The following is a 14,452-nucleotide window of genomic DNA, read 5'->3' as shown; positions in this document are numbered from 1 at the left end:
GAAATTCGATTTTACATGAATAATTAAAAACGGAATTCACAAGCTAAATGTGAATTCCGAATCTTTCATGAAAGGTTGTGGCCAAATGCCATTAACACATAACAACCAAATAGAGTTGTTACTCGATATATTAACGAACCAACAAATGGATTGTTGTGGATCGATAGCCGAATGCGAACAGTTGGAACGATTAATTAAATCTCTAATGGTAAATACAAATATCCATGAAAATATAAAGCCAATCTTGCAAGAAATTTATCGATACAGTCAAGATGGGAAGAATTCCTCAGATTTAAAAGTGCATATTCATTCACACCAAAATCAGTTATCGCAATGGATCGATGGAATGAATCAACTTTTATAAAATGGAATGCAAATAATCAATCCAATAGTGCATTTCCCGAACGCGCCCTTTATCTTTATGCCATTGGATTGATAATAGCGTTTGGGAGATGACGTACCATTTCATCCGAACCTTTAACTCCTTCGTTAACGGCAAGCCATACTGGGAAAGCCATTCTTCCCATTGCTCTTCATTAATATACCAATAAAGCAACAGGCCGATATCGATGGCTGGGTCAGCAATCATCGCTCCATCCCAATCAATTAAATAAAGCTCATCACGTTCAGACAATAACCAATTGTTATGATTCACATCTCCGTGACAAACGACGTATTCATCCGGCTTAATGCAAGGTAACTCCTTTTGTAAAAATTGAATGGCTTGCTGAACAATCGAGATTTGATACGTTTCTCGATCTAATCTCGTTTCCACTTCAGCTAGCATCATTTCTGGTTCAAAAGGTGTCTTCCCTAGCCGTTTCAACATCGTCAACAAGGGACTTGAGCTGTGTATTTTTTTAAGTAGCCTTGCCACTCGTTCATGCTTCATTTCATTGGGTTCTAATTCCCGGCCATTTAACCATTCTTGAGCTGTAATCACATCTCCATTTTCAAGTCGCTTTGTCCAAATTAATTTAGGGACAATTCCTTCAGCGGAGAGTACAGCTAAAAATGGTGAGGAATTTCGTTTTAAAAACAATTTTTGCTCTTGATATTGGGCAAAAAAAGCTTCTCCAGTTGCTCCTCCTGCTGGCCTGATTTCCCACCCTTGACCAAATAAATGTTCCAACTTCCTTCACCTTCAATTGTTTCGCTATAAAATCTAGCTGAAATAAAAAAGACAGCTATTGATACTTTTCGACAAACACGACAATAGCTATCTCAATAAATTTTATCTCTAATAGACTCTCCTCGTCAAGTAGGTTCAATTTTCGACAATCTTATTTATTTCCACCGAAAATGACACATCGTACAGGAGGTACTTGATATACCTCTTTTGTCCATGGAACCGGTGTGGAAAAAAACGTTGTTCCGTCACTAATTAAATACCATTTGCGTTGATTTGGCAAGACGAACTCCCGCTCCCATTCAAGGGGATGAATAATCAAATACAAATATTCCCACTTTCCGTACGCACCTACTTGTTTAAAATAAGCGGTCAACGTACCATCAATCGCCTCTACATCTAAATGATATTGAATCAATTCTTTAGTTGATAACCGAAAAGCTCCGTGACTTTTTCGTAAACGAATGAGCCCTTTTACATATTCTACATTCTCTTTCTTTTGTTCCATACGGTCCCAATCTATCCAGTTCACCTCATCTGGACTTTTATAGCTATTTCCGTCTCCGTATTTTGTCCGAAAAAATTCTTGTCCGCTATGCAAAAACGGGATACCTTGAGCAAGAAGTACAAACGATGTTGCTAGTCGGTGGCGTTGTTCTAGCCATTTATCATTTTCCGAAAAAATATGAATCAATTTGTCCCATAATGTATGGTTATCATGACACTCAACATAATTGACCGTTTGTGTTGGGGATGAAAAAAGACCGTTTTGCTTATATCCTACACTTCCTGTAAACACTTCAATCGCATCATCTAAACTAGAGGTATTTCCAAGCGCTACACCGCGATGATTTAAATCAAAAGAGCTTCCTTTTACCACATCTCGAAAACGATCATTAAAAAATCCGATGCCTGGTAACTTTTCATGGTTGTTCATTGACGCTTTTTGTTCCGATGGAAGCGGGGTTGGTAAATCCCATCCTTCCCCTATTAAAAGGATGGACGAATCATATTGATCGGCTAGTTTTCTTATTTCCTGCATCGTTTCTACATCTAAAATGCCCATTAAATCAAACCGAAAGCCATTCACATGATATTCATTTAACCAAAAAGAAACCGAGTCTAAAATAAATTTACGTGCCATTAACCGTTCGGAAGCAAAATCATTGCCTACACCAGTGCCGTTAGCTGGATGACCGTACGCATCATGGCGAAAATAATACCCTGGTACAAGCTTCTCAAAAGAAGACTCTTCACGCAAATAAACGTGGTTATACACGACATCGAGAATGATGCGGATACCTTCTTGTTGTAACGTATGAATCATTTCCTTTAATTCCACAATTCGATTGTACGGATGGGATGGATTTGTAGCATAACTTCCTTCCGGACAATTAAAAAAGAGCGGATTATATCCCCAATTATACTGCTTGTCAGGTTGATCATCACTCACTCCAGCAAAATCATTTACTGGTAACAACTCCACATGTGTGACTCCTAATTCTTTTAAATAATCGAGACCAGTTTTCGAACCGCCTTTTCCTTGTCGATCTTTTTCAATTACTCCTAAATATTTTCCTTTTTTTAAAATACCGCTATTCGGATGTTTCGTGAAATCACGGACGTGCATCTCATAAATGATGGAGTCTAATGGGGAGGATAAAGGTGGAAGTGAAACTACAGGCCTTTTCGTTTTTTTCATATCCACGACATAGCCCCATTCGCTATTTAACGAAACCGATTTGGCGTATGGGTCTACCACGCGATTTCGAACTTGATTTACGCACACCTCGTATTGATATAGATATGTTTCTACATCTCCTGAAACGATCGCTTGCCAAACCCCCCGCTCCTTACGCGTCATTGGTACCAGTTCTTCTTCACTGAATACGTCTTTTTTTATAATAAGGGTCGCCTCCGTAGCCGTCGGCGCCCATACTTTAAAAGTGGTTTCTTCCGGATGATAATTTGCCCCTAAATCATCTCCATCGTAATAAAACATTTCATCAAATATGGCTGTTCGAATGACAGCACCGATTTGTAAATTGGTTTTAATGCCTCTTTCATCCATGACATATACCGTTTTCCAAAATGATGGAGTGATCGGACATTTACAAACATATTTGATAGCATCGTGTAAATGATGAATTTGTTCAATTGATAGCGGAACTGTTTGGTGATCTTGCTTTAAGGTAAAGGTGGAAGAATGACCGCCAAAATAATCAAATGGCAATAAAATCGTAATGGTCGAGATGTCGTCTAAATATGCTTGAAAAAAACGGTTCACACCACTCATTCCTCACACCTACTTTTTTTATCGTAATAACGTCCACGCCTTCGATCGACAGCGAACATGAAAAGGGGTATTCCCTACCGTTTCTCCATCAGCCTGGATGAATAGTGGTCGTTCACTCTCAATATGAAACTCTTTTCCCCTCAGTACGGTCACACCGTCTAACCCCGTATGTCCGCCCCAGAAAACGCTCGCAAAAAGGGTAATCAGTTGATAACGGGGAATATTACTGATGACGACTAAATCTAACAATCCATCGTTATAGTTGGATTGAGGGGATATTTTCATTCCTCCCCCATAGTATGGTTGATTACATACCGCTACGAGCCAAGTATTTGAAAATTCGTATTCGGTTTCATCAACAGTAATTCGTACATGAACCGGGCGATATGTCATAATTTCTTTTAAAAAATAAAATACATATATAAGATTTCCAACATTTAACTTATTTAACCATTTTTTTAAGCGAGACTCATTGGCCTTTTTGGCAATAAGCGCGTCGAGTCCTGCTCCTATATTATTCACAAAATACCCTTTTTGGTACTGAGAACATTTATATTCCCCAATATCAACAGGTTGACCGTCGGTATGTAGCAGTTGCAAAATCTGATCAGTTGCTTGTTTTACATCAAATAAGAGATGAAACCCTCTGGCGAAATCGTTTCCTGACCCTGCAGGAATAGTAGTAAATGCGACATTTTCCGAACCGACTAAGCCATTGATGGCTTCATGGACCGTCCCGTCTCCTCCGATGGCGACAATGACTGTTTGCTGCAATTTATGATGGGCTAAAATCTCTTTTACTAAACGTGGGCTATGGTTTGGATACTTGGTAAAATACGCTTCGTACGGAACGTTTCGAGCATCTAATCGAGCTTTTACCTTCCGCCACGTACCAAGGGCTTTCCCGTTTTTTGCTTTCGGATTCACGATAAATATGAGCTTCTTCATTGTTCTAGTTCCTCTTCATCCCAATGTTCTTCAATATCCATATCTAATACAGCTGAATTTCTTTTGAAAGAAGTGGTATGACAATAGTCGAGTAAGCTTTTTGCCCCTTTTAATTGCATGTGTTTTAACGGGGAACGAACGGTTCGCATGTGCTGAAACCATTCGTCAAATACTCGTTTATCAATCAGTTTTACATCATAAGGTGCCGTTGGGTAATCAATATAACCATTTCGACAAATAACAGCTTTTTGAATCGGTAATTCTACACTAGCTTTTTTAAAGATAGAGGTAACAATATGCTCCATCCGATTAAGTGAAATGAGTGGATTCAATACTTTTTTCTCCGTATCCGTCCATTTTTTCACCCAAAATCGATCTTTTGAGCCAACAAATGTAGCTTCGTTCTCTTCTTCTAAAAACGTGATACACCATAAATGCGTCGGAGTAATTAGTAAAACTTCCAAATCGACCGGTGCTTTTTTTAATTTAAATACTGGATGATACATCAGTAACACCGTATCCGGAAAACGCTGTAATAAAAATCGTAACGTTTCATCACTGTAATAGCTTAAATCAACGTACGATTTTTCTGAGAAGGTCGAACTCGCCCATTTGAGTTGAAAATGAAATAGCTGATCGAGAAAATGTTGTTTTAACTCTTGTTCAGAAGTAATGGCTTCCGCACGGCTAGAATCAAAGGCAAACTCCTCTTCTCTCCTTATATCAACTGCATGATCACGTTCTTCCTCTTCTTTTTCCCGTTTGAACAAATGAAACAATCGATTCTTCCACGTTTTTTTTTCATCGTTTTCTTGTTCTTCCCATTCACACAATTCGACTGGCTCATGAAGATACCCATTTTTCCACAGGTCGAACACTTTTGTCCAATGCTGTTTTTTCAAACGAACGAATTGAATGGGATACTTGAAAATATCAATCTCGTAACGGGAAACATAGTCTTGTAGTTTAATTAATTGTGCCATCCATTCATCCCTTTCCTTTCTACGAGCAACAATCCTGTATGAACGTAAAAATTTCTTGTCATGAAAATGATAGTTTCTTCTGCCAAACGGCTTCGTATTTAGGCGTCCGGTTCATATGGGTTCGATACAACGTGACCGTGTCAGCCTGAAACGTCCAATCCATTGTTTTGGAAGGAGTTTGTTGAACAAGTTTGATTGAAAACGGGTGATCGCCTATCCACTTTCGTGCCACTGTGATATGTGGGCGGAACGGTCGTTTGTCCAATGGAAAACCGACCTGTTCACACACTTGATACACTTTTTCACGTATTTGATGTAACCGTTCGTCTTCGTTTACTCCAATCCAAAAAATACGTGGCGATGGTTGATTTCCAAACGTGCCAAGATGAGAAATGGTGAGCGGAAATGACGGAATCATGGCAAGTGCTTCTTCCATTTTGGAAGTCACTTTATATAGCTGATCGTCCGTAGCCGCACCTAAAAAGGCTAATGTTAAATGATAGTCTTCCTGATGTACCCATTTATAGAAGGATAACTCTGTTTTATATGAATCCATCCATTCACGGATTTGTTCTTTTATATTCGATGGTAGTGACAAAGCGAAAAAATAATGAAATGAGTGATTCATACGCTCCTCCTACTTTACCAAATCTTACTTTCTATTTTACCAAATATTATCGGAAGTACGTATATTTGATTGGATGTCGTCCAACAGGTATCATTATGAATATATTGTGAGAATAAGGAGGCTGTTGGATGAAGGTTGTAAATAATATCGCAGAATTAATCGGCGATACACCACTCGTGAAATTGAACCGCATCGCACCAAAAAATGGTGCGACGATATATGTAAAATTAGAATTTTATAATCCAAGTAAAAGTGTAAAGGACCGTGCTGCCTTTAACATGATTGTGGAAGCCGAAAAGGCTGGCAAACTAAAACCAGGAGCAACAATCATTGAACCAACGAGTGGAAATACCGGTATTGGTCTAGCAATGAATGCCGCGGCACGTGGGTATAAAGCGATTTTAGTCATGCCTGACACCATGACCCAGGAGAGAATTAATTTATTGAAAGCGTACGGAGCAGAAGTGGTCTTAACGCCAGGTGACGAAAAAATGCCGGGAGCGATTCTGAAAGCTCAAGAATTAGCAGCAAGCATCCCAAATAGTTTTATGCCAATGCAATTTGAAAACGAAGCGAACCCAAACGCCCATCGAAAATCAACGGCTCTAGAAATTATTGAAGCCATGAATATAGTTGGAAAAGATTTAACAGCATTTGTGGCCACTGCTGGTACGGGGGGGACGATTACCGGGACGGGAGAAGTGTTAAAAGAACATTATCCGGACCTACAAATTCATGTTGTAGAGCCGGCAGGTTCACCGGTGTTATCAGGAGGAAAGCCAGGAAAACACAAACTAGTTGGGACAAGCCCAGGGTTTATCCCACCGATTTTAAACCAAAACGTGTATGATCACATTCATCGCATTCAAGATGAAGAAGCGTATGAGACTGCACGGCAAATGGCGTCCCAAGAAGGAATTTTAGTCGGACCATCTTCAGGCGCCGCTTGTTTCGCTGCTATTCAAGTAGCGAAAACGTTAACTCCGGATGATGTTGTTGTTTGTATTGCGTGCGATACGGGTGAAAGGTATTTATCTAGCGATTTATTCCAGTTCGAATCGTAAAATTTTTATGAGCGATAAAAAAGCCCCGTTTGGTTGTACCAAACAGGGCTTAAATTACTTGCATTCTCGCTGTATTTCTTCATCGATAATCGCTTGTAACATCTGGGTAATCGGACCAGGTGTTCCTTCCCCAATAGGATGTTCATCAATGGCAATCACCGGCATAACTTCAGAGGTCGTACTTGTGATGAACACCTCGTCAGCGGTGAGCAACTCTTCCGTTGTAAACGCTCGTTCTTCCACCGCCCATTGTTTCGCTTCACAAATTTGCAGCACTGTTTGTCGAGTAATGCCATTTAAAATGAAGTTGGTAGCTGGATGGGTGATAATTGTTCCTTCTTTAACAATAAAAACATTGGACGACGAACCTTCCGTAACCACGTTATCCCTATGCATAATCGCTTCCATACACCCACGTTCACTTGCTTGCTGTTTCGCTAAGACGCTGCCAAGTAGGTTTAAGCTTTTAATATCGCAACGCAGCCAACGAATATCGTCCACTAAATGAGCTTTGACCCCTTGCTCCATTTCTTTTTCCGGCCGAGGATAACTCCGTGTATACATGACAAGGCTAGGTTTCACTTTTTCTTTCGGAAAAGCGTGCTGACGAAGAGAAACTCCTCTTGTTACTTGCAAATACACAATTCCAAGTTCTAAATTGTTCTCTTTTACTAACTGGTTCATTTTTTGTAATAGGTCATCTAGTTGAAACGGAAGTTCAATACCAATTTTTTTCGCACTTTCTACAAGTCGCTGCAAATGGGGAGCGGCTTGAAATAATTTACCGTTATACACTCGAATCACTTCATAAATGCCATCACCAAATTGATATCCACGGTCTTCTACATCGACGACTGCCGCTTGTCGGTCGACCCATTGTCCATTCACAATCACTTTCTCCATGTTCCTCTCCCCTTTTAAAGTGTAAAAACAATTATGATTTTTTCCCAGCAAGTTCATAAATAGCGTGTGCATAAATTCCGGTCGCTTTTAATAAGTCTTCAATAAACATGTACTCGTCTTTTTGGTGGGCAACATCTTCTCTTCCCGGGAACAACGCTCCAAACGCCACCCCAGACTTCAGTGAACGAGCATACGTCGCACCACCAATGGCTAATGGCTCGGACCGATCACCGGTATGTTGTTCGTACACGTGTCGTAATGTTTGAATGAGCTCATGGTCTTTGGCCACATGATGCGGTGGAGAATGATCGATAACTTCTACAATAAAGTCTTCTTCCTGCGCTTTTTGGTGAATGGTTTTCATTCCTTCCTCGTAAGAAAACGTAACTGGATAGCGCATATTTACCCCAATCCGCCCTCGTTCTCCTTTTTTGTATTCCATTTTTCCTACATTTAACGTTACATCGCCAGTTATGTCATCAGCGTAAGAAATCCCAAGCTTCTTCCCACGGGAATCTTCGTAAAAGTAGTCGGTAATCCATTGCACGTAATGAGCACCATAACGATCAAGTGAAAACGAAGATAAAAAGTTAGCTAAATATATGCCCGCATTTCTTCCGTTATTCGGTTCCATACCATGAGCAGAGACCCCTTCTAATTGCAATGTTAATTCCCCATTATCGATAAAGGCTTTTCCTACTAGTTTGTGATCTTTCATATACAATTGAAACTGTTGGATAAGTTCGGTAGAACCTTCTTGTACGACTAACTTCGCTTCAGCAAAATCAGGCACCATATTATATCTTCTTCCGGAGCGGAAGGACAGGAGTTGAACGGATGCCCCTTCATCGTCTGTCCATTCTTTCGCTTGAATAAAATCGAAGTCACAAATCCCTTTTTCCGCATGAATGATCGGAAAATCGGCATCAGGCGCAAAACCGATCGTCGGCATTTCTTCTTTTTGGAAATAATGCTTTACACATCGCCAGTCACTTTCTTCATCCGTACCGATGATCATCCGCACCCGTTTTTCCAACGGGAGTCCTAACTCTTTCACAATTTTCATAGCATAATACGCAGCTATCGTTGGTCCTTTGTCATCAATGGCACCGCGAGCAAAAATTTTTCCGTCCTTTATTTCCCCTTTGAACGGATCAACGCTCCAGCCATCTCCTTCAGGGACAACGTCTACATGGCATAAAATTCCTAGTAAGTCTCCCCCTTCCCCAAACTCTATATGTCCCGCTAAATGATCAACATTTTTCGTTTGGAAACCATCTTTTTCCCCTAAGTCTAACATAAATTGTAGTGCTTCTTTTACCTCTTTTCCTAGAGGAGCATCCAGAGAAGCGGTTTCTTCATTTCGAACGCTACGGATTTGTAACAGTCGTTGTAAATCGTGTATTAAATCGTCTTTTCGTTTCTCCACTTCTTCCATCCAATGAATAGTCATATGTACACCCTCCCTCTTTTTCATATGTCATTATTGTACCCTTATCATCCTCTCGAATAAAATAAATGTCAACGTTCAAGTCAAACATAATTACCTAAAAAATACATATACTGAACGTAAAGAAAGTTTTCCTAAAATAGTTAAAATCTGTACACTGAATAAAATTTTTGTAAATTTTCGCTTTTTACTAGAATTTTTTCATGGAGAACGGTAAAATAAGAATTGTCAGACATCTAATGACAATATTGTTATGTAAAGGAGTTGTCTGCCTAACAAAAATTACATATAGTTTGTTGAAGATTATTCAACGAGAGGTGTCGTCCGTCGTCCTTGCCTATGGAATAAAGATGAGGGAGTGGTTTTTTGAAACCTTCAACAAACCGTATGCTTACTCGTATCAAAGCCGTCTACATGTTTATTAAAGAAAATGGTACGGTGACAACTCAGGAACTTGTAGATGAATTTGGTATCACTCCTCGCACCATTCAAAGAGATTTGAATGTGTTAGCATACAACAACTTGGTGAAAAGCCCAAGTCGTGGCAAATGGACAACAACAAACAGAAAAGTTAAAATGTCTTCTTAAGATCAATAAACTAGCTAGATGCTTCACATATAAAATAGGCTGACGAATGATCACTTGATGATTCGTCAGCCTTCTTTGTTTTTTCAATAGCTATAAATGACATTTTCTTTAAGATAAAGGGCTATTATCCCTCACGTTTATATTCCTTCAGCATTTGGACCTCTTCATCCGTTAACTCCCGATACTCTCCTACTTGTAACGATTCGTCCAAAGGAAGCGGTCCCATTTGAATCCTTTTCAAATACTTTACCCGTTTCCCAACCGCTTGGAACATTCGTTTAACCTGATGGAATTTTCCTTCCGTAATCGTTAGTTCAATCGTGGAACGGAGACCTGAGGATAGAATTTTTAGTTCGGCTGGTTTCGTAACATACCCATCATCAAGCATGACCCCTTGTTTGAATGCCACAACATCTTCGTCAGTGACTTCCCCTTCAATAATGGCAAAATACGTTTTGGGGACATGTTTTTTCGGAGACAAAAGTTGATGAGCCAGTTGCCCATCATTCGTCAACAGTAATAAGCCTTCCGTATCTTTATCTAATCTACCAACCGGAAATGGATCAAAAACTGCATCTTCCACTTCTAACAAGTCCACTACCGTTTGTTCGGAGAAGTCTTCTGTGGCCGAAATGACGCCTGCCGGTTTATTCATCATTAAGTAAATAAATTTACGATAACGAATTTCTTCCCCAAATATTTCAATTGTATCTTCTTCTGGATTAACATGCGTTTTGGCATCCGTGATAGCAGTGCCATTTACTTTGACTGCCCCATCCTTTAACATTTTTTTTACTTCTTTTCGGCTTCCATAACCCATATTGGCTAATATTTTATCAATTCTCATATGTTCCTCCATTAACCAAAAGCTTTTAATTTATTTCGTAATTTCGTAACTTTCTGCCCGAACAATCGATCCATAAGTTTGGACCTTAACCCGATATATACGTAGACGAGAACTGCGATGGTTCCAGCGATACAAACAACAATCAACGACTGAAATTTACTCGAAAAATGGAAGAGCGGACTGATGAGCTTTAAACTGACGAATGCTGCGATTCCCATGATGACATTCATTGCCGAAATAAAGATGGCTCGGCGCATAACTAACGTAAACGAATAATGGGCAAAGTGTTTAATAGCCCACAAATTCAACGAAACACTTATTCCGTAACCAATGGCTGTAGCCAAAATCGCTCCTTCAGTTTGGAACAAATAAATAAGCGGAACGTTTAACACAATTTTTGTAATAAAACCTACAAGAAAGCTTAACAGTGTAAATCGTTGTCGGTTAATTCCTTGTAAAATCGCCGCTGTGACGGAAAACCCACCAAAAAGTAAGCCAACTGGCGCATACACAGCTAAAATGTGGGAACCGAATTCACTTTGTTCATAAAAGACCGCATAAATCGGCTCAGCTAGAACGACTAAACTTACTACGGCAGGAACCGTAATAAATAGCAACATCTGAAAAGCTTGATTCAAGTTGTGAACTAACTTTTCTCGCTCTTGATTAACGTATGATTCTGTAATAAGAGGAACTAGTGTAAGCGAGAAAGCAGTCGCAAACGTGACAGGAAGGACAACGAGTTTATGTGTTGTAAAGTTCATCACACCAAGCGCGTTTTTTGCCGTTTCATCATTCACATCACTTAGTCTCATCGCATGCAGAAAAGTAGATTGGTCTACGAGTTGATATAAAGACATCGCAATCCCAACGACTATAAAAGGAATCGCAGACATCATCATTTCTTTTAACAAATTCGGAATCGACGGGTTTAGTTGTCCTTTGCTTTTCGTGAGTAATTCATCCAAATAAGGCTTTCGTTTCACCCAGTACACAACTAAAACAGCTAAGCTTGCCGCCGCTCCCACAAAGGCCGCAAAAGTTGCCACACTAATTGCAGTCACCATCTCACCGTCCATGATGCGAAGAACAACGTATGTACCGACTAGTAAGAATGCGATCCGCACAATTTGCTCCACTACTTGTGATACAGCAGTTGGTCCCATCGATTGATGTCCTTGAAAAAAACCACGGATCGCACTCATGATTGGTACAAGTAGAAGGGCAAAACTAACGGCCCGAATGACAGTGGTAACATCAGCTACTGTGTAGACTTTATTATTTTCCGGTAAGACTATCGAGGCGAAAACCGGTGCCAATGAATACATCAATAAAAATGATACAAGCCCCGTTATACTCATCAGTAATATGCCAGTTTTAAATAACTGTCGGCTCACTTCATACTCCTCAAGAGCGTTATATTTAGAAATAAATTTGGAAATAGCTAGCGGAACTCCCGCGGTTGCTATACTTATAAAGATCGTATAAGGTGTATACCCGAACATATATAATGCTGCAGGTCCCGCCCCACCGATGATTTGATAAAACGGAATTAAATATATTATTCCGAGAAATTTGGAGATAAAACTTCCTAACGTAAGTAGAAACGTTCCCCGTACTAATTTTGATGACATGTTACTCCACATCCTACGCGAGTCTTTTAGAAAAAACACTATCAGTAGTTTACATCTTCAACATAAGAAAGACAATTTTTTTATGAATGATTGCATCTTTTAGGCTAAGACTTATACAATTAAGGTTGGTTTTTGTAATCAATTCGAACACACATTTTTACAAAAGATGGTGAACAATATGAAGTACGATGTAATTGTCATTGGCGGTGGCCCATCTGGTTTAATGGCCGCCATCGCTGCAGGAGAACATGGAGCGAAAGTGCTGCTTGTTGATAAAGGAAATAAATTAGGTCGAAAGTTAGCCATTTCCGGTGGGGGAAGATGCAATGTGACGAACCGCCTCCCTGTGGAAGAAATTGTTAAGCATATACCAGGAAATGGGCGATTTTTGTACAGCGCCTTTTCTATTTTTAATAATGAAGACATTATTCGTTTTTTCGAAAACTTAGGGATTCAATTGAAGGAAGAAGATCACGGTCGAATGTTTCCTGTCACCGATAAAGCACAGTCTGTTGTTGACGCCCTCCTGCGCAGACTACAAGAGTTAGGGGTGGACATTCGAACAAATTGTCCGGTCGCTGATGTGTTATACGACAATGGACAAACAGTAGGAGTTCAATTACAAAGCGGTAAAATTTTATCCTGTTCATCGGTAATTGTCGCGGTCGGTGGAAAATCGGTACCACACACTGGCTCAACAGGCGATGGCTATGCCTGGGCAGAAAAAGCGGGCCATACGGTAACGGAACTGTTTCCAACCGAAGTCCCTGTCACATCGGATGAGGAGTTTATTCAACAAAAAGTGCTACAAGGATTATCGTTAAGAGACATTGCACTTAGTGTATTAAATCCGAAAGGAAAACCTCTAGTGACCCATCGGATGGATATGATTTTTACCCATTTTGGCATTTCCGGACCGGCGGTGTTACGATGCAGCCAATTTGTCGTCCAGGCGATGAAAAAGTGGAATTTATCGCACGTAACCATGCGCATTGATGCCTTACCAGATCGTAACGAAGAACAGCTTTTCCAAGACGTTATTCGCCGCATGAAAGAAGACGGACGAAAAAGTGTGAAAAACATGTTAAAAGGAATGTTACCTGAACGTTACTTACTATTTTTAATTAAAAAAAGTGACATCGACCCTGATGCCCAAGGTGCAACCATTCCGAAAGATAAGCTGCGGCAGTTTGTTTCTTTATGTAAACAGTTCGACTTCCAAGTCAACGGTACGTTACCGATTGAAAAAGCGTTCGTCACGGGTGGTGGTGTATCCGTTAAAGAAATCGAACCAAAAACGATGGCATCTAAACTGATGAAAGGACTTTATTTTTGCGGGGAAATTTTAGACATTCATGGCTACACGGGAGGATACAATATTACCGCTGCCCTTGTTACCGGTCGCTTAGCCGGAATGAATGCGGCGTTGAATAGCAATTGATTACGTTGTGGGCAAAAAGTAGTGATAAATGCTAAATGTTACGGAGTTCTGTTCACATTCATTGGGAATGTGTCCAGATACTCTGCTTTTTCACGAAATGTGTCCAGTTTCTCTTAAGGGTGGTCCTCTTTCCCCTGATAAGTGTCCTCTTCCCTTGGGTCGTTGGTCCACTTTCTCAAGATAAAAAATGTAGGAAGAACACATACTATCAAACTACTGTTCTTCCTCATGATTTTTTCTCCCGATAAATAATCATCCCTGTAAAACAATAGATCTGTTCTTCATCAGGGTCAACAAGGGCTGCTACATTGTATTTAATATCAATAATTTGTCTTTCATCTAATTCTTGCAAAAACTCATTCATCTCCTGCTCCAAATCTTTTTCGTGCTCATAGTCAAAGAGTTTGACTTGAATCATTCCTCACTCTACCTCCTCTAAAATCACCTTCTCCATTTTTCTGTTATAACATACCTTTATTTCAAAATATTTCGATTATTTTATAATAAAAAAAGAACCGGGTATGCACATAACCCTGTCAAG

General features: G+C 39.8%; 14 protein-coding genes. 4 read left to right on the top strand and 10 right to left on the bottom strand.

What is annotated here, in order from left to right; genetic code table 11:
* Positions 1-85: 85 nt before the first annotated feature.
* A complete protein-coding gene (locus ABES52_RS09070) occupies positions 86-364 on the top strand; it encodes a YtzH-like family protein (RefSeq protein WP_429650836.1) in 279 nt (92 codons plus the stop codon).
* Here ABES52_RS09070 and ABES52_RS09065 read toward each other — a convergent pair.
* From ABES52_RS09065 to thpR, 5 genes are all read right to left on the bottom strand, one after another.
* Entirely contained in the window at positions 359-1,132 is a 774-nt protein-coding gene (locus ABES52_RS09065; RefSeq protein WP_429650835.1) for a phosphotransferase, read from the bottom strand. The genes ABES52_RS09070 and ABES52_RS09065 overlap by 6 nt on opposite strands.
* A 151-nt stretch (positions 1,133-1,283) precedes the next feature.
* Complete coding sequence (gene pulA, locus ABES52_RS09060) at positions 1,284-3,425, bottom strand: type I pullulanase (RefSeq protein WP_429650834.1); 2,142 nt, start codon at positions 3,423-3,425, stop codon at positions 1,284-1,286.
* A gap of 18 nt (positions 3,426-3,443) precedes the next feature.
* Entirely contained in the window at positions 3,444-4,373 is a 930-nt protein-coding gene (locus tag ABES52_RS09055) for a diacylglycerol/lipid kinase family protein (RefSeq protein ID WP_429650833.1), read from the bottom strand.
* Positions 4,370-5,356: an NERD domain-containing protein gene (locus tag ABES52_RS09050; RefSeq protein ID WP_429650832.1), complete on the bottom strand. Its 987-nt coding sequence runs from the start codon at positions 5,354-5,356 to the stop codon at positions 4,370-4,372. The genes ABES52_RS09055 and ABES52_RS09050 overlap by 4 nt, the downstream gene beginning before the upstream one ends.
* Before the next feature lie 58 nt (positions 5,357-5,414).
* Positions 5,415-5,984, bottom strand: a complete 570-nt coding sequence (gene thpR / locus ABES52_RS09045; RefSeq protein WP_429650831.1) for an RNA 2',3'-cyclic phosphodiesterase — start codon at positions 5,982-5,984, stop codon at positions 5,415-5,417.
* A gap of 128 nt (positions 5,985-6,112) precedes the next feature.
* Here thpR and cysK point away from each other — a divergent pair, with 128 nt between their 5' ends.
* The gene (gene cysK / locus ABES52_RS09040; RefSeq protein ID WP_429650830.1) at positions 6,113-7,048 is read left to right on the top strand and encodes a cysteine synthase A; all 936 of its coding nucleotides are present in this window, start codon (positions 6,113-6,115) and stop codon (positions 7,046-7,048) included.
* Positions 7,049-7,102: 54 nt separating this feature from the next.
* On the opposite strand, the gene dat is transcribed toward cysK, so the two are convergent.
* Together dat and pepV are read right to left on the bottom strand one after the other, a co-directional pair.
* The gene (gene dat / locus ABES52_RS09035; protein WP_429650829.1) at positions 7,103-7,951 is read right to left on the bottom strand and encodes a D-amino-acid transaminase; all 849 of its coding nucleotides are present in this window, start codon (positions 7,949-7,951) and stop codon (positions 7,103-7,105) included.
* 31 nt (positions 7,952-7,982) lie between these two features.
* The gene (gene pepV / locus ABES52_RS09030; RefSeq protein WP_429650828.1) at positions 7,983-9,404 is read right to left on the bottom strand and encodes a dipeptidase PepV; all 1,422 of its coding nucleotides are present in this window, start codon (positions 9,402-9,404) and stop codon (positions 7,983-7,985) included.
* 363 nt (positions 9,405-9,767) lie between these two features.
* Here pepV and ABES52_RS09025 point away from each other — a divergent pair, with 363 nt between their 5' ends.
* Entirely contained in the window at positions 9,768-9,989 is a 222-nt protein-coding gene (locus ABES52_RS09025) for a DeoR family transcriptional regulator (RefSeq protein ID WP_429650827.1), read from the top strand.
* 124 nt (positions 9,990-10,113) lie between these two features.
* Here the strand turns inward: ABES52_RS09025 and ABES52_RS09020 are convergent, their stop codons facing one another.
* Positions 10,114-10,836: a pseudouridine synthase gene (locus ABES52_RS09020; protein WP_429650826.1), complete on the bottom strand. Its 723-nt coding sequence runs from the start codon at positions 10,834-10,836 to the stop codon at positions 10,114-10,116.
* 11 nt (positions 10,837-10,847) lie between these two features.
* The gene (locus ABES52_RS09015) at positions 10,848-12,470 is read right to left on the bottom strand and encodes a putative polysaccharide biosynthesis protein (RefSeq protein ID WP_429650825.1); all 1,623 of its coding nucleotides are present in this window, start codon (positions 12,468-12,470) and stop codon (positions 10,848-10,850) included.
* Between the two features lie 178 nt (positions 12,471-12,648).
* Here ABES52_RS09015 and ABES52_RS09010 point away from each other — a divergent pair, with 178 nt between their 5' ends.
* Positions 12,649-13,911 carry a BaiN/RdsA family NAD(P)/FAD-dependent oxidoreductase gene (locus ABES52_RS09010; protein ID WP_429650824.1) on the top strand — a complete coding sequence of 421 codons (1,263 nt, stop codon included), beginning with the start codon at positions 12,649-12,651 and terminating at the stop codon, positions 13,909-13,911.
* 226 nt (positions 13,912-14,137) lie between these two features.
* Here the strand turns inward: ABES52_RS09010 and ABES52_RS09005 are convergent, their stop codons facing one another.
* Positions 14,138-14,329 (bottom strand): sporulation protein Cse60, encoded by a 192-nt coding sequence (locus ABES52_RS09005; protein WP_429650823.1) that lies wholly within the window; start codon positions 14,327-14,329, stop codon positions 14,138-14,140.
* Positions 14,330-14,452 lie beyond the last annotated feature (123 nt).

The sequence above is a fragment of the Aeribacillus pallidus genome (assembly GCF_050478865.1).
In the GTDB taxonomy this organism is placed as follows: domain Bacteria; phylum Bacillota; class Bacilli; order Bacillales; family JACDOC01; genus JACDOC01.
The sequence above is the reverse complement of the archived record's forward strand: the minus strand, read 5'-3'. Positions and strand labels throughout refer to the sequence as shown.

Bases quoted from the DNA above. Each gene is read 5' to 3' on its own strand.
- ABES52_RS09050 (WP_429650832.1), bottom strand. From the start codon at position 5,356: ATGGCACAATTAATTAAACTACAAGACTATGTTTCCCGTTACGAGATT.
- ABES52_RS09020 (WP_429650826.1), bottom strand. From the start codon at position 10,836: ATGAGAATTGATAAAATATTAGCCAATATGGGTTATGGAAGCCGAAAA.
- ABES52_RS09055 (WP_429650833.1), bottom strand. From the start codon at position 4,373: ATGAAGAAGCTCATATTTATCGTGAATCCGAAAGCAAAAAACGGGAAA.
- pepV (WP_429650828.1), bottom strand. From the start codon at position 9,404: ATGACTATTCATTGGATGGAAGAAGTGGAGAAACGAAAAGACGATTTA.
- ABES52_RS09005 (WP_429650823.1), bottom strand. From the start codon at position 14,329: ATGATTCAAGTCAAACTCTTTGACTATGAGCACGAAAAAGATTTGGAG.
- ABES52_RS09070 (WP_429650836.1), top strand. From the start codon at position 86: ATGCCATTAACACATAACAACCAAATAGAGTTGTTACTCGATATATTA.
- ABES52_RS09015 (WP_429650825.1), bottom strand. From the start codon at position 12,470: ATGTCATCAAAATTAGTACGGGGAACGTTTCTACTTACGTTAGGAAGT.
- dat (WP_429650829.1), bottom strand. From the start codon at position 7,951: ATGGAGAAAGTGATTGTGAATGGACAATGGGTCGACCGACAAGCGGCA.
- cysK (WP_429650830.1), top strand. From the start codon at position 6,113: ATGAAGGTTGTAAATAATATCGCAGAATTAATCGGCGATACACCACTC.
- thpR (WP_429650831.1), bottom strand. From the start codon at position 5,984: ATGAATCACTCATTTCATTATTTTTTCGCTTTGTCACTACCATCGAAT.
- pulA (WP_429650834.1), bottom strand. From the start codon at position 3,425: ATGAGTGGTGTGAACCGTTTTTTTCAAGCATATTTAGACGACATCTCG.
- ABES52_RS09010 (WP_429650824.1), top strand. From the start codon at position 12,649: ATGAAGTACGATGTAATTGTCATTGGCGGTGGCCCATCTGGTTTAATG.